We start from the raw sequence: 14347 nt of genomic DNA, 5'->3' as shown, positions 1-14347 counted from the left end.
ATCCCTGGCTGCCTCCACCGGATCGTTTGTAACCGTTATCGTGGATCCGTGCTGCTTCGCTATATTCTTCGCTTTTTCAACGAACTCCTGCTTCGGTTCATAACCCTTTGGCGAAGCCACATACATGTCGGTTCCAAGTATAGCAGCACCGAGCATCAGCGAGTTCGCCATGTTGTTTCCGTCGCCAATATAGGAGAACTTCAGGTTCGTGAAACGCCCCTTCTTTTCCTTTACCGTCATGAAGTCAGCCACTATCTGCAATGGATGCTCAACATCATCCAGTGCGTTTATGACTGGTATGCTGGTGCTCCTGGCAAGTTCCACGACATTCCTGTGATCGTATGCGCGGTACGCTATGGCGTCAAGGAACCTTGAAAGCACATGGCCGGTATCCGATATTGTTTCGCCCCTGCCGAGCTGCATCTCAGATGGATTTAGGTAGACCGCGTGTCCGCCTAGCTGGTCAATGGCGACCTCGAGCGATGTCCTCGTCCTCGTGCTCGGCTTCTCGAATATCAGGCCGAGAACCTTGTTCCTCAGAGATTCGTAGCTTCTGTACCTGTTCTTCTTTAGCTCAATGGACAGATCGATTATCTCATCGAGATCCTTCTCCATATCCTGCACTGATAGTATGTCTCTCTTGCTCATGTTCACTCCTCCAGAAGCTTGGGTATGTCCTGTGGGTAATCAGCAACCTTGACGCCTGCTTCGGCGAATGCCTTCAGCTTGGACTCTGCAGTGCCGACACCACGTTCGATTATGGCCCCAGCATGGCCCATCCTCTTGCCTGGCGGCGCACTCCTGCCAGCTATGTATGCAACGACCTTCTTCTTTATATGCTTCTTTATGTAATCCGCTGCAAGTTCCTCGTTGTTTCCTCCTATCTCGCCTACGAGGACGATGCGCTTCGTCTTTTCATCCTTCTCAAACATCTTGAGCACATCTATGAACGTAAGACCGACGACACGATCTCCTCCGAGTCCGATTACCGTGCTCTCACCCATACCGGCCTTTGTGACAGCATACACGATCTCATAGGTCAGCGTACCGCTCCTAGATGCAATTGCAACGTCACCCTCTTTGAAGATGTGGTTTGGCATTATGCCTATCTTGCTCTCAAACGGCACGGTTATGCCTGGTCCGTTCGGGCCGAGCACTGTTATACCGCGGAGCGATGCCTCTCTGACTATCTCCATGGTGTCCTGGTATGGCACATGCTCCGTGAGTATGTATACTATCTTCAGGCCGTTGTCTATTGCCTCGTAGGCCGCATCCTTGACGTATGGTGCAGGCACAGATATCATCGTTGCATCCGGCTCAAACTGCATGGCCTCTGCAACGGAATTCACTATTGGCACCTTGTCCGCGAACTTGGTACCGCCCTTGCCGGGCGCGATACCGGCTACGACCTTTGTCCCGAATTTCAGCATCTCTCCGGTATGGAAAGATCCCTGATGGCCCGTTATTCCCTGAACTATTACCTTCGTATTCTTGTTTATCAAAACCATTTAGAACACCTTCGTGACCCTTTCAATGGCTGGCATCATCTCTGAGAACGCCTCTATGCCGTTCTCCTTTAGTATCTGCCTTCCTTCCTCCTCGTGAACACCACTCAACCTCACAACTATCGGTATCTTGATGTTGAACTTCTTCTTCGCATCAACTATACCCTGAGCAACGGTATCGCATTTCGTAACTCCTCCGAATATGTTGACCAATATCGCCTTTGGTTTTGCTTCGAGCACAAGATCGAATGCATTTACCACTATATCGACATTATCAGTTCCGCCCAGATCCAGGAAGTTCCTTGGCTTTCCCTTATGGAGGAGAAGTGCGTCCAGAGTGGCCATTGTGAGGCCAGCACCGTTTGCTATCACGCCGATATCTCCATCGAGTTCTACAAAGGCATAGCCTTTGCCTTCTGCCTTAAGTTCAAGCGGCGTCTTCTCAGGATCCTGTATGTTGAATTCCCTGTGCCTGAACATTGCATCGGAATCTATGACCACCTTGGCGTCAGCAGCGATAAGCTTTCCGTCGTTTGTCTCGACAAGAGGGTTTATCTCTACGAGTTCAGCATCCTCACCGCGATAGACGTTGTAAAGCTTCTTCAGCAGGTCCAGGAACTGTTTTGACAGGTCTGGACTGAGACCCATGAAGGTTGAGGCTTCCCTCCCTATGAAGTCGGAGTATCCAAGCGATGGATCGATTATTCTCTTGAATATCTTCTCATCTGGGACAGTTTCAATCTCAACTCCGCCCATGGCGCTGGCTATAACGGTCGGTGATCTCGCTGACCTGTTCAGCGCAATGCTGACGTAATACTCATGCTTTATGCTCAGCATGTCCTCGATAAGAACCTTTGTGACTGTGAGGTTCCTGACCTTTGTGCCGAGAAGCGCCTTGACAGCATCCCTGAGCTCCTGATCGGTCTTCGCGAACTTTATGCCTCCGGCCTTGCCTCTGCCACCCAGAAGAATCTGCGACTTCACCGCCACAGGGTTTGTGAGCTTTCTGACCTCATCTACGCTTGAAACAACATATCCGTTGGGTACAGGTATTCCGTACTGACGGAAGATGTCCTTCCCCATGTACTCATAAAGATTCAATAGATCACCTTACAAGTGATTGCATAATGTCATAATAACGTTTTTCGATTTGTCTTTTTATATTAAGTGATGATTAAAGATTCTGAAACGATGATGCCTCGTTAAGATGATCGATGATATCGCCATTGTCAGCAGACCGTTTCATAGGCTTTTCTTCTCATTCTGGGCATGATCAGAAAAGAATACGCTAGGGGAGATATGAATATCAGATATGACAAGGGCCGGTAGAATTCAAACAGGAAGCCGCCGAAGCTTGATCCTATCGCGAAACCTATGGCGTAGAATGTCTCGTAGTAGAATATGCCTGTGTTGGGTGAGGTCGTAGACGATATGTAAGACAGGATCTTGGAGAAACCTATGGCCGAGGCCACTGCTATGATGATGACGAATGGGATTATCAGATATAAGCTCAGTGAAGCTATCAGAAACAGGGGAGAGGCACTCATCACCGCAGTGATCAGTGCGTATACGGTCACCTTAGCCTTCCTGACAAAGTTCAGCAGGAAAAAGACGAGAGCCTGAATGCCCGCGAACAGCGTTTCTATCATGGCGATATCCACGTACGAATACCCGTGAAGCTTCAGGTACGGGACTATTACGTAGAAGAAAAAGCCTATGGCAATACCACTGAAGACAAGGGGAAGAACAATCAAAACAGATGGTTTCTCGCCATGATCCTTATGTTTGTATTTCTCAACATCGGGCGCAAGAAATCCAGCTGTGATGAAGAACGCGATGCCAACCATGAAAAGCGTTCTGAATCCCAGGTACTGTATCATGGCTCCGGCCAGTATGGGTGCGAAGACCATGGGAAAACCCCATGATGCGGTGTATTTCTCGGCATTTCCAGTGCCTGAAGCGTACCCGAGATATATCTCCATTGATATCCAGAAGAAGGCCTGGACTATGGAAACTGTACCTATCACATAGGCAAATGTATCTCTGCTGGAGAACATGAAGAACACAGTGGCGAAGGCGCTCAGGAACGGTATGATCCTCAATGATCTTCCTATTATGGATGCACCGGCCTTCAGATAAGAGGCGGAGGCTATACCGAATGAGAGATTCGAGACCATGCCTATTATACCTATCTCTGTGTAATTTAACGAGTATTTCACGCCAAGCAGCGGGAATGCAAAGCTTATCGTGAGCCACGCCATCGAAAAGGCCATGCTTGATGACACTATCCTGGTTGAATCCTTCACTTTCCCATACCAGATGTTCAGCCTGTACTTATGATCTTTTGAAACGCATCGAAAAAATGAATCCAATCAGTCTTAAGTTTACGGGCCTCGCAATGAATGACCTCATAGATGAACTAAAGGATCATCCCAGATATGTATTTGGACATGATGAGTTTATATTAAACGGGGGCTTTATAAGAGCAATAAATTATGACGATATATTGAGATATGTCTACAATTCAGATAGACACGGAAAGTTCGAAGCGGTAAAAATTCCGAAAAACGAAGAGGAACTTGCTTTAAAACTTAAAACAACCGATCGACCGTTCGCTTTGATAAAAATAGGGGACATTGGAAGGTGGATTAAGGAAAAATTGAAAAATTATGAAATAAGTGAATCCTATGATAATCAGAGTATCTTCAACAAACTGAACGAGGATGGTAGTTCTATAAACATTCTTCTTGGATCCAGATCGTTTTATGAGGGTTGGGATTCCAATAGGCCAAATGTGATGATGTTCATAAACATTGGGAGGGGTGATTCAAAAAAACGTGCTACAATCGATAGGTAGAGGTGAAAGGATCGAGCCGTTAAAGGATATGAGAAAGCCTTTAAGATTTTTAGCTAATGAAAAGTTTTAGCGAAAGAGCTTAAAGATAAACTCAAAGATTATGCGGTTTCAATGATTGAATCCCTTTTTGTGTTCGGAACAAATGTTGATAACATCACAAAAATAATGGATTCCATAAAATACGAAAGAAGCAAAGCCGGATACATTTTAGAATTAAGGAAAAATCAGGATTCGGAAAAAAATGAGTTGTTAATACCTGTCTACAAGGAAAAGGACAGACCAGCAATAGACGAGATACCAAAATTCTCCGGAAACTTTGATCTCTTAGATTCTTATATGAAATGGATTGGTGATGATTAAATATTGTATGCAATATATTCTGATTATTTGCAGATATTAGATATACCAAGATTAAGAGAATATTTTAAAAAAAGAAAATTTTGATTTGAATCAAACGGGAAATGCGTATATTCAGATTATAGACTTAATAGATCATATAAAGATAACCTTAGAGAATTTCGATCACTTTAAAGATCTTGAAAATGAAATTATACATTTTAAGGAGATAAATGCAATTCTTGATGAGAAAGAAGTAGAAGAGCTAAGACGTAAGATAGATAACGTCGTTGGTGTTGGGAAGCAAGAAGAAAAATTGAAACAATTTAAAGAGAAACTGAAAAGTGGAGAAATTAGCGACGGAGAATATTTAAAGCAAGTTAAGAGCTTTAATTGGTTTGAAGTACAAGATTTTGAAAAAGATAGCTATAGAATAAGCATTAGGAATGTGAGTAACCACTACTACATTCCAGTGATGATAGCTGAGGATTCCAGGGAGGATATGATTAACCACATAATAAAGGAGGAAAGTGAGAAAAGATTCATAGAAGACCTTGAGAATTTTGTAAAAGACCAACAAATTAACGCGGATTTTTGGCTCTTCTCGAAGATAGATCAAACAACAGATAAAATTTATATTCCGTATTATGACAAAAAGACGAATAAATTGGATAAGTTCTATCCAGATTTCATATTCTGGATTAAAAAAGGAAATAATTATTACATTGTATTTGTAGATCCAAAAAGCACCGCATTCACGGATTATGAGTTCAAAGTTGATGGATATTCAAGGATCTTCGAAGAAAATGATAAAGCCAAGCGATTTCAGTATAAAGAATTAAACATATTCGTTTATCTCTACCTTTATACAGATGATAAGAATAAATTACCCGAGAAATATAAAAAGTATTGGTTTGATAACCCTAAGAAAATTTTTGATCTAATAGACAATACATCATCATAGAATTAATTTTTATGGCTTTATTATTTGTTTTGGTCTTATCATTGAGGCCCAAGGACGTTAAGGATAAGGAAATATCGGAAAGAGGACTGAGGAATTTCAAAAGGAAAATAAGAAATGGAAACGGATTGAAGAACAGGTCAAAGATAGCAAGGATACTTTACGAAGTTTATAAGTCAAAATCCAGTGATTAATATTGATTCATAATTATGAAAATACCGGCACGTTTTGAAGCCTTATCTATATCCCCTTTCTTAAAATGGGCCTGGCCGGATTCGAACCGGCGATCTTCTCCGTGTGAGGGAGACGTCGTAGCCGCTGGACCACAAGCCCTCTCTTTTCGATATGGATCTCATGGATATAGATTTTTCAATTCAGAATGAAAATCATAAATTATTGGTTTAAGGATAAAAATTATTAACGTATTAACGATATTTGAACGTGCCGGTAAAACAGCTGACGCTATTTGAAGAGGAGTCCGGGGGGATAAAATGCAAGTTCTGCGATATAATTTCAGGTAAGATAGCGTCAGAGATTGTCTATTCCGACGATAACTTCGTCGCATTTCTTGACTATAAACCATTATTCAAGGGTCACACTCTCGTAGTACCAAGAAAACATTTCAATGACATCTATGCCATGGATGATTCAGTGCTTTCAAAGATGATGAAGGTCATAACGTTGATCTCCAAGGCCGTTGAAAGAGCAACTGAATCAGATGGTACATTTATAGCCATAAATAATAAAGTGAGCCAAAGCGTTCCACATGTCCATATACATATAGTACCGAGAAAACACAAGGATGGACTGAAGGGTTTCTTCTGGCCAAGGCAGTCCTATTCTGAAGGCGAAGAAAGAGAGTATGCAGAAAGGATAAGGCATGAGATCGAACTGCTGGTAAATTCGAAGAATCGGTAGTCACATTCTTCATATCTGAAGCAATTAGCCTTCGTGGCAAAGCTGTACCCGCTATTTGTCGCTAGCGCGTCCTTCTTTCTCAGCTACTATGTCAGGCTATCATGGACGATCCTGTCCGTTTACATGCCCTTCAGACCGACGGTGGCACAGGAGGGTTTGGCCTTCGCATTGTTTTTTGTGGGGTACGTTATTGTGCAGATACCGTCTGGCTTCATATCTGACAGGTTCTCCGGTGGCATCGTCATATCCCTGTCTCTGATCGGCCTAGCAGCATCCGCTGTTATGTCAGCCATGTCTCCGAATGTATTTTGGGAGTACATATCCAGCCTGATAATGGGTCTTACCGCCGGGTGGGTATATCCGGCGACCATAAATGTCATGAACCATTACTACCGGGATAAAAGGAGCGTCTACGTCGGATATTACAGCATCGCCTGGCCTCTGGCCATAGTGCTCTCTGGTTTAGTACTGCCGGACATCGCGATCAGGGTCGGATGGCAGTGGGGTTACTATTCCTCGGCTATCGCATCGATCATCGTTGCCATATTGGCCTTCAGACTCAAAACAGAGAACACTGGATACCATATGGATCTCAGCCTGATCAGGAACAGGAATGTACTGCTTCTCTCATTCGGCGGCCTACTGTTCTTCATATCCTACTGGTCCCTGACCCTCTATGCCTACAAGTATTTCCTCTACATAGGAATAAATTCGGTTGTAGCTGGTTTCGTCTTCTCATCCATGGCCATATCCGGCCTGTTCTCCACATCGTTTTCAGGCTATGTCATATCCAGAATCGGAACAAAGAATGCTGTCCTGGTCTCGCTGGTGGCATACGGCTTCATCATTCTTGCCTTCTCATTTATCCGCAACGCGGCATTGCTGATAGCCATATCTCTAGTTATGGGATTCTTCCGATTCATCATAACGCCCGGGAATTCAGGCCTGTCAATAGAAATAGGGGAGAACAGGGCGGGAAGCGTCTCAGGCATCGCCAACATGTTCTGGCAGTCCAGCGGCATCATAGGCCCGATCGTTTCCTCATCGCTGATAATCGATCTGGGCTTCAGGAATCTCTGGATAGCTCTTGCCTTGATAGTATTCCTGTCCACGTTCGTATACCATGGGATAGGAACATCATTCCATGCAGCAGCTCATCATGGAGATGTCCCTCAGAAATGACTGTGCAGCGAGCTTTAAGCCCTCGTTGACTGTTGGAAACACATGCGGCGTATCTATGACGTCATCCACTGTCATTCCCGAATGGATTATGACCGAAGCCTCGTTTATCATATCTGCTGCGTTCTCTGCAACCATCTGTATACCGAGGATCCTTTTGGTACCCTGTTCGACTATCATCCTTATGATACCATCCGCATTACGGAGTATCCTCTCCTTGGCCACATCTCCCGTTGATATGGCCCTGACATCGTATCTGAGACCGGCGGATCTGGCCTCATCCTCGGTGTAGCCGACCGATGCATACTCCGGATCTGTGAAGATGGCCAACGGGAAGCTGCTAAGATCGATCATTATGCCTGCACGGTTGAAGATGTTCTCCGCCGCTATCACGCCTTGCTTTGCCGCCAGCGTCTCCAGCTTGAATCTCTGCTTTACCACGTCACCGGCAGCATATATCTTTCTGTTTGACGTTCTGAGATTCCCGTCCACAACTATTCCGTATCTGTCGTACTGTACGCCTGTCTTCTCCAGATCCAGATCAACGTTGGGGGATCTGCCCGTGGCAACAAGGATCTCATCTGCTTCCACTTCCCGCTGTAAGCCGCCAGTTTCGAATCTGACGATCTTCTTCCCATTCTCTACGGAAACGCTTTTAACAGCAGAAGAAAGGTGGAATTCAATTCCATCCCTCACCATGCTTTCCATGACCTTTTGAGCCATGTCTCTTGGTATTCCAGGGAGTATCTGGTCTGCTATCTCTATGATCTTGACCCTGCTCCCGATCCTGGCAGCAGCCTGTCCTATCTCAGAACCGATTGGGCCGCTTCCGATTATTACCAGCTCCCCAGGGATCTTCTCCAGAGACCAGAACTCGTTGCTCGTGATGTATCCTGCATCCTTTAAGCCTTGGATTGGCGGTATTGATGGCCTGCTGCCAGTTCCTATGATAACGTTGTAACCGAATATTTCGGTCCCGTCTTCGATGCTGATCTTCCTGTCCCCCGTGAAGACTGCTCTCGATCTATACAGGTCTATGTTCTCGTATCCTGAAACGACAGTCTCGTACTTGTTATGCCTCTCCTCACCAACCGCCTGCCTTATGAACTCCAGGATCTTACTGCTATCGGTTCTGTATTCAGCCTCTATGCCTGGGTATCTCGGCCTGGCCATGTACATTATGTTTCTGGCTGCCGATATCAGCATCTTGGATGGCACGCAGCCAACATTGACGCAGGTGCCTCCAAGTGGTCCTGTTCCGACCATCGCTATACTGGCCTGCCCAGATGTTATCTCTGAGGCCTTGATCGCCGCAGAGAAGGCTGCGGCACCATAACCGATTATCAGGAGATCATATTCCTTACTCAACCTTCCTTACCTCTCCTCTATACCTTGTGACCTTGAACACCTGTGCATCCTCAAGACTCTCTGGAGAAACTTTGTTTTCGTCTATCAGGATCTCAGCCTTCTTCTCCGGCAGAGATACATCCGCACTTATCACACCAGGGACACTTTCAAGTCCTTTCTTCACAGTTACAACGCAGTCATCGCATGTCATTCCGTATACCTTCATAACTACCTTCTTCATATCAGTACATATATATGCAAAATATATAATCGTGTAAGTAAAAATTTCCTTACTTGTGCTTTGGCCTTATATCTATGGTTACGCTGTGGTGTATCGGCGGCTATCCTGAGACAAATTCATCGCTGGTGATCAATAATATGAGAAAAGAATATGATGCCTTTGACAGAAGGATCGCGTACGCCTTCTTTTTGTTGCTGTTCACGATCATAGCAGTAATCGGCCTTATATTCAGAATAGTACTGCTGGCACCTCCATTTGCAGTATCAGCGTACCTCATAACCGTTGGACACAGAGGTAGGTTTTCAGAACCGGACGGCATTCTTGTTTCATACTTCGCAGTCATCGTGATCACGACTGCGTTCCATATCACCATCGGTACTGGGCCTATCTCGCTCTATCTGACCACAATAGCTGTATCCGCGATCATAACGTTCACAAGGTACAGCCATCCCCCAGCAATCGCGCTCGCCATATTTTCTTACATAGTTCATAGCGACATTGCCTTCGTGGGATCAAGTCTGATCGTAGTTGCGCTTTTGGTTGTATCAGATTTCCTGATACACCGAATTGCTAAATGAATAGGCATATCATGCTGGCCTTATAGGTATGATGGTGAAGGTAAGGATGAACATGATGAGGGAAACGACGCCAAGCGCTATGTCCAGACCGGAGATCTTCGAATAGTCGTTCAGAGCAGGGGGATGGACCAGCCCGGTGAATATGACGAATATTGCGATTATCCACCAGCCGGTATAGAAGAAACCTATGGCGAAGAGGAATGCGAGGAATACGTAGGAGAGTATGTTGGCCCTGCTTCCGAGAACGCCGCGTACTATGTGGCTTCCGTCCAGCTGCCCGGCCGGGATCAGGTTCATAGCTGTGGCGAACATACCAACCCAAACCGCGAATACCATTGGGAATATGGGCCCGGTGAAGTCCGTGTTTAGACCAAAGAGATGGTATATAAGCGGGAAGGTAACCTTGAATGGTATGTACGCAGGCGGTATCGGCTTTACAACGTTCTGAAAATGATCCGCGACAAAGAGCAGCGGAAGAGCGGTGAGAAATCCGGCTATTGGGCCTGCAGCACCTATCTCGGCCATGGCCTTCCTGTTAGGAAGCGGATCCCTGAGCGATATGAATGCACCAAATGTGCCTATGCCGACCGGAAACGGAATGAAGAATGGCAATGAAGCCTTAACATGGTGCCTCCTTGCCACAAGGAAATGCGCGCTTTCATGTATGCCCAGTATCAGCAGAAGCGGAGCAGAGAAGAATAGGAAACCGTAGCCCCATAACCTGAGCGTGTAGTAGGCCCCTTTCGGCACGAAGTTTATGGAGTACTGGGAACCTACATACATGGTGGAGAGTATTGTGGCCACCAGGAGTATGAGGTTGACGATGTTGCCAAAATAACGCTGCTTTGGTCTCTTCGTCACCTGTATGATGTTCTCTCCGTCGCGGATAACCATGGGTATGAATCCGTGATCTATCAGATCCCTCCTTATGTAATCGAACGCATCGTCTATGTCAGGATTATCGCTGTCAAAGAAGTAGAACTTGACCGAAATTGGATCTACTATTATATCGTATACATTTACCCTCGAGGTGACAACGGACACAACGTATCTCAAATCCTCATTCTGAACCCTGATGGTCTGTTCCATTTATCATTACCTGATCCTGATATATCTTCCCCGGAAGTAACGAGATACAGTCACGTTTCCTGCACTCTGACCCTCCGGGGAATTCTTTGCCCGCCTCTGATCGGATTATCACCGAAAGCTACACCACATATTCTCAATTCGAGGCCCATGGCAGGGCAACCTCTAGTCTCACGTCGTCGTTGCCACTCATGGTTCATGGAACTAGATGATGAGACAACCCAATATTAAAAATTGATTTAATTACTTTTACCTTCAATGCCTTTTCGAAGGCCGTTATACATTTTCAAGCTCGGTGAGTTATCGAAGATGTTGAGGCGGAGAAGGCCTTCTGGCCCATCGCCGAAAAGGTGAAAAGAAGCGCCATCGATACAACCGTTATGGCCACAGCAGATACCCTGATGTATCCGATCAGGTAGATCATCGTAGGTACTATGAAACCATTTATTGCGGAAAAATTCATTGAAGGCCCTATCTTCTCAGGACTCAGATCCTCATCCCTGAGGAAGCCAGTGATCACCGCATTGACGGCTAGCCCGAAGACCGTGAATATGATTGCGGCGTAGAAGTTCAGATACATGAAGGCAAATATGGATAGCGCAATGGAAAGTGAGGCTATTGAATAAACCGCCCTCCTGAAACCATAACGCTTTGCGATGATCGGGAACGTCATATAGGCAGGTACAGTTAGGAAATAGGCTATCTCCGATTCAAGGAAAGCCTGAGAACCGAAGACCTGAGGGATTATCTGGAGGACGAATGCGGGCTCGAACGCCAGGAAATAGATGAGAAATCCATACAGGGAGAAGTTGAAACCGGATGCTATCACATGTCCTATACCAACCTTCCTGAGGAGCAGGCCCATTGCTGAGATCGGCAGCGCTATTGCACCGGAGAGAAGCGCATACCTGTAGGGAAGCATTGCAGAAACGAAGGCTGCAATTATCCAGCCTATGGCCCATCATCCAGTCGTAAGACCTATTATGTGCTGTTTTCTTGTTCTGACCGCCACCTCAACGGCAAATGATGTTGATATGCCGAAGACTATTCCGATGAGAAAACGTAAGATTATCATCACAGACACGTTGTCCGTGAAAGACATGTAGGCGGATATGAGGCCAAGGACGGACATCGATACCATGAACGGCGTGCCGAGAAACCTGAAACGCGAATACATATAGGTCCCTATAAATCTACCTATGTATGGGGACCCAATTATAATGAATGTGGTATAATATGGTATACTGAAAGTTTTTGATATATATGTGATATAAAATGTTGGAGTGACGAGAATAAATGTCGGAACAACATAGCCAATTATTGCCATAATTTCAGATATATGTCCATATTATCTTACTGTGTAAGTGTTTTCCATGCTTTTTTCGACATTTTGTTTCAATATTTAAGCGTTGCCAGACCTGCAACAGACGTTGTGACGAAAATTCACATGGAATAGAAGAATAGATTAAGTTGCAGGCCATTTCAGAGGAATGAACGGCGAAGAGAGATCTGTGCCCTACTACAGAAACAGATCGCTGTGGGGAGTCAGTATCGCAGCATCCGTACGATCTATAGGTTACGGTGCAACCTGGCCATTTCTTGCAGTCTACTTCAACACCTATCTGCACATGAGCCTGATATTCGTTGGCCTCATTTTCACCCTTAACTCCGGCATTTCCATCGTCTTCAGCCTCTTCGCCGGATACATGGCAGATGCGTTGGGGAGAAAGTTCACCCTAGTTCTCGGAAATGCATCAGGTTTCATTCTGTATCTGCTGCTGTCCATATTCGCTGGTGGCAACGTCACGATCATATCGACGCTGTTCGTGTTCACCGCGTTTTCCGGGTCCCTTGTATTCCCATCGGCAAATTCCATAGTTTCAGATATTACGTCGAACACCGATAGAGAGATGGGTTACGCCATATACAGGATCATGGCGAACCTTGGCTGGGCCATAGGCCCGCTGATAAGCGCCATAATATTTTCCTACGGTTTCTCATTCATATTCCTGTTCGTTGCCATAGCAAATGCCTTTGCCACCGCTGTCTCGCTGCTATTCATAAGCACCAACGCAAAATTCAGATCGCACAGATCAGGTTTCCTCGTGAAGGATTATACGCTCTTCTTCTTCAGTATACCGGTGTTTCTTCTCATAATGGTATCCTCGCAGTTCTCGGTAACGCTGCCGATATACATAGTCGATGATCTGCACATAGTCATCAGGAACCTTGCGTACTTCTACGCGGTGAACGGCATAGTGGTCGTCGTTGGGCAGTACCCCATATCAAGGATGATGAGGGGCCATTCGGATCTCTACGGACTGATATTCGGATCCGTCTTCTATACGGTTGGCTATCTGCTGGTCTCGTTTTCACACAGCCTGTTCTATTTGATAGTTGATATGGTCATAATAACGATAGGGGAGAACTTCACCTCTCCCAATATAAGCACTGTGGCATCAAAGATAGCACCTAGGGACAAGGTCGGGCGCTACATGGGATTCATCGGGATGATAAATCAGCTGGCCAGGACTGCATCCCCATCCGTGGGTACGTTCATACTTTATTCGCTTTCCTCATCTCCGATAATGGTCTGGCCTGCAATAGACGGCTTCGGTATATCTGCCATAGTGCTGTTCCTTGTCTTCAAGATAGTTTTCGTTGACAGGAGCCGTACCTCGGGCAGGCCCGTTAATATATGACCTGCTGGTCTTTAAGATAGTTTCTGACCCTATCTGTTATGGATATTGCACCTATCGTTAACGGCTTACCTATCTCCACATCGATCACCGTCATCGATGCGTTCTTTATTGAAAGACCGTACGTTTCCTCCTCTCCCATCTCCAGAAAATATGATACCGCAGCCCTCACTGGATCGGAATGTGTCACATACACGTTGATACCGTCTCGTGACGCTATTGCCTCCACGACACGACGCTGAAGGCTCTCCCATTTTTCCATCTCTAGATCTTCCCTGATCTTTCCGGTTATGTGTCCACCATACAGTTCGTCATGGAATTCGCTTGCCTTCCTGCCTCGTGCTTTTCCTAGGCCAATTTCCAAAAGTCGCTGATCGGTGACGACATCTTTGTTGAATGCATCTGCTATGATCTGCGCCGTCTCAAATGCACGCTTTATAGGGCTTGAATAGAAATTCTTTATATCCAGGCCCTTCAGCTCAGATGCTGCATGTTCGGCCTGCCTCATGCCCTTCTCCGTCAGCATGTTATTATCTATTGTATCTGATAATATGCCTTTAACATTTATATCACTCTCGCCGTGCCTGATCAATATAGCGATCTTCATGAGGACTCATCGCCATCACATATTAGAAATTTT

At 45.5% G+C, this 14347-nt stretch carries 18 protein-coding genes and 1 tRNA gene; 8 read left to right on the top strand and 11 right to left on the bottom strand.

Features of this window, described 5'->3' with window-relative positions:
• The 4 genes from F6Q11_RS03830 to F6Q11_RS03815 form a co-directional block, all read right to left on the bottom strand.
• Positions 1-648 (bottom strand): ornithine carbamoyltransferase (locus F6Q11_RS03830; RefSeq protein ID WP_297026379.1); only part of this gene is annotated, 648 nt, incomplete at its 3' end.
• Between the two features lie 2 nt (positions 649-650).
• The gene (gene sucD / locus F6Q11_RS03825; protein WP_297026378.1) at positions 651-1508 is read right to left on the bottom strand and encodes a succinate--CoA ligase subunit alpha; all 858 of its coding nucleotides are present in this window, start codon (positions 1506-1508) and stop codon (positions 651-653) included.
• Positions 1509-2606, bottom strand: coding sequence for an ADP-forming succinate--CoA ligase subunit beta (sucC, locus tag F6Q11_RS03820; protein ID WP_297026377.1), 1098 nt, complete (start codon positions 2604-2606; stop codon positions 1509-1511).
• A 128-nt stretch (positions 2607-2734) separates the two neighbouring features.
• Complete coding sequence (locus F6Q11_RS03815) at positions 2735-3811, bottom strand: hypothetical protein (RefSeq protein ID WP_297026376.1); 1077 nt, start codon at positions 3809-3811, stop codon at positions 2735-2737.
• Positions 3812-3903: 92 nt separating this feature from the next.
• Here F6Q11_RS03815 and F6Q11_RS03810 point away from each other — a divergent pair, with 92 nt between their 5' ends.
• From F6Q11_RS03810 to F6Q11_RS03795, 4 genes are all read left to right on the top strand, one after another.
• Positions 3904-4362, top strand: a complete 459-nt coding sequence (locus tag F6Q11_RS03810) for a hypothetical protein (RefSeq protein ID WP_297026375.1) — start codon at positions 3904-3906, stop codon at positions 4360-4362.
• Positions 4363-4473: 111 nt separating this feature from the next.
• Positions 4474-4722, top strand: coding sequence for a hypothetical protein (locus F6Q11_RS03805; protein ID WP_297026374.1), 249 nt, complete (start codon positions 4474-4476; stop codon positions 4720-4722).
• A gap of 85 nt (positions 4723-4807) precedes the next feature.
• Positions 4808-5662, top strand: coding sequence for a hypothetical protein (locus tag F6Q11_RS03800; RefSeq protein WP_297026373.1), 855 nt, complete (start codon positions 4808-4810; stop codon positions 5660-5662).
• A gap of 29 nt (positions 5663-5691) precedes the next feature.
• On the top strand, positions 5692-5853 hold the full coding sequence (locus tag F6Q11_RS03795; protein WP_297026372.1) for a hypothetical protein: 162 nt from the start codon (positions 5692-5694) through the stop codon (positions 5851-5853).
• Positions 5854-5919: 66 nt separating this feature from the next.
• Here F6Q11_RS03795 and F6Q11_RS03790 read toward each other — a convergent pair.
• Positions 5920-5992, bottom strand: a tRNA-Val gene (locus tag F6Q11_RS03790).
• 108 nt (positions 5993-6100) lie between these two features.
• Here F6Q11_RS03790 and F6Q11_RS03785 point away from each other — a divergent pair.
• Both F6Q11_RS03785 and F6Q11_RS03780 read left to right on the top strand, forming a co-directional pair.
• A complete protein-coding gene (locus tag F6Q11_RS03785) occupies positions 6101-6577 on the top strand; it encodes an HIT family protein (RefSeq protein WP_297026371.1) in 477 nt (158 codons plus the stop codon).
• 33 nt (positions 6578-6610) lie between these two features.
• A complete protein-coding gene (locus F6Q11_RS03780) occupies positions 6611-7759 on the top strand; it encodes an MFS transporter (protein ID WP_297026370.1) in 1149 nt (382 codons plus the stop codon).
• Here F6Q11_RS03780 and merA read toward each other — a convergent pair.
• Together merA and F6Q11_RS03770 are read right to left on the bottom strand one after the other, a co-directional pair.
• A complete protein-coding gene (gene merA / locus F6Q11_RS03775) occupies positions 7715-9124 on the bottom strand; it encodes a mercury(II) reductase (protein WP_297026369.1) in 1410 nt (469 codons plus the stop codon). The two genes, F6Q11_RS03780 and merA, sit on opposite strands and share 45 nt — an antisense overlap.
• Positions 9117-9344 (bottom strand): heavy-metal-associated domain-containing protein, encoded by a 228-nt coding sequence (locus F6Q11_RS03770; protein WP_297026368.1) that lies wholly within the window; start codon positions 9342-9344, stop codon positions 9117-9119. The genes merA and F6Q11_RS03770 overlap by 8 nt, the downstream gene beginning before the upstream one ends.
• A 137-nt stretch (positions 9345-9481) precedes the next feature.
• Between F6Q11_RS03770 and F6Q11_RS03765 the strand changes: the two genes are divergently transcribed.
• A complete protein-coding gene (locus tag F6Q11_RS03765) occupies positions 9482-9922 on the top strand; it encodes an HPP family protein (protein ID WP_297026367.1) in 441 nt (146 codons plus the stop codon).
• A gap of 9 nt (positions 9923-9931) precedes the next feature.
• Here F6Q11_RS03765 and F6Q11_RS03760 read toward each other — a convergent pair whose 3' ends face one another.
• The 3 genes from F6Q11_RS03760 to F6Q11_RS03750 form a co-directional block, all read right to left on the bottom strand.
• On the bottom strand, positions 9932-11011 hold the full coding sequence (locus tag F6Q11_RS03760; RefSeq protein WP_297026366.1) for a site-2 protease family protein: 1080 nt from the start codon (positions 11009-11011) through the stop codon (positions 9932-9934).
• Between the two features lie 283 nt (positions 11012-11294).
• The gene (locus F6Q11_RS03755; protein ID WP_297026365.1) at positions 11295-11930 is read right to left on the bottom strand and encodes a hypothetical protein; all 636 of its coding nucleotides are present in this window, start codon (positions 11928-11930) and stop codon (positions 11295-11297) included.
• A gap of 39 nt (positions 11931-11969) precedes the next feature.
• On the bottom strand, positions 11970-12185 hold the full coding sequence (locus F6Q11_RS03750) for a hypothetical protein (RefSeq protein ID WP_297026364.1): 216 nt from the start codon (positions 12183-12185) through the stop codon (positions 11970-11972).
• Positions 12186-12498: 313 nt separating this feature from the next.
• Here F6Q11_RS03750 and F6Q11_RS03745 point away from each other — a divergent pair, with 313 nt between their 5' ends.
• Entirely contained in the window at positions 12499-13710 is a 1212-nt protein-coding gene (locus F6Q11_RS03745) for an MFS transporter (RefSeq protein WP_297026363.1), read from the top strand.
• Here F6Q11_RS03745 and F6Q11_RS03740 read toward each other — a convergent pair.
• Entirely contained in the window at positions 13700-14314 is a 615-nt protein-coding gene (locus F6Q11_RS03740; RefSeq protein WP_297026362.1) for a 2,3-diphosphoglycerate-dependent phosphoglycerate mutase, read from the bottom strand. The genes F6Q11_RS03745 and F6Q11_RS03740 overlap by 11 nt on opposite strands.
• Between the last annotated feature and the right edge of the window lie 33 nt (positions 14315-14347).

It is taken from the genome of Thermoplasma sp., assembly GCF_008709555.1.
Taxonomy (GTDB): Archaea; Thermoplasmatota; Thermoplasmata; order Thermoplasmatales; family Thermoplasmataceae; genus Thermoplasma.
This window is presented reverse-complemented; position numbering and strand designations above follow the sequence as displayed.

Excerpts from the sequence above, each read along its gene's own strand:
- sucD (WP_297026378.1), bottom strand. The coding sequence starts at position 1,508 with ATGGTTTTGATAAACAAGAATACGAAGGTAATAGTTCAGGGAATAACG.
- F6Q11_RS03810 (WP_297026375.1), top strand. The coding sequence starts at position 3,904 with ATGAATGACCTCATAGATGAACTAAAGGATCATCCCAGATATGTATTT.
- F6Q11_RS03805 (WP_297026374.1), top strand. The coding sequence starts at position 4,474 with ATGATTGAATCCCTTTTTGTGTTCGGAACAAATGTTGATAACATCACA.
- F6Q11_RS03770 (WP_297026368.1), bottom strand. The coding sequence starts at position 9,344 with ATGAAGAAGGTAGTTATGAAGGTATACGGAATGACATGCGATGACTGC.
- F6Q11_RS03765 (WP_297026367.1), top strand. The coding sequence starts at position 9,482 with ATGAGAAAAGAATATGATGCCTTTGACAGAAGGATCGCGTACGCCTTC.
- F6Q11_RS03760 (WP_297026366.1), bottom strand. The coding sequence starts at position 11,011 with ATGGAACAGACCATCAGGGTTCAGAATGAGGATTTGAGATACGTTGTG.
- F6Q11_RS03755 (WP_297026365.1), bottom strand. The coding sequence starts at position 11,930 with ATGCTTCCCTACAGGTATGCGCTTCTCTCCGGTGCAATAGCGCTGCCG.
- F6Q11_RS03750 (WP_297026364.1), bottom strand. The coding sequence starts at position 12,185 with ATGTATTCGCGTTTCAGGTTTCTCGGCACGCCGTTCATGGTATCGATG.
- F6Q11_RS03745 (WP_297026363.1), top strand. The coding sequence starts at position 12,499 with ATGAACGGCGAAGAGAGATCTGTGCCCTACTACAGAAACAGATCGCTG.
- F6Q11_RS03740 (WP_297026362.1), bottom strand. The coding sequence starts at position 14,314 with ATGAAGATCGCTATATTGATCAGGCACGGCGAGAGTGATATAAATGTT.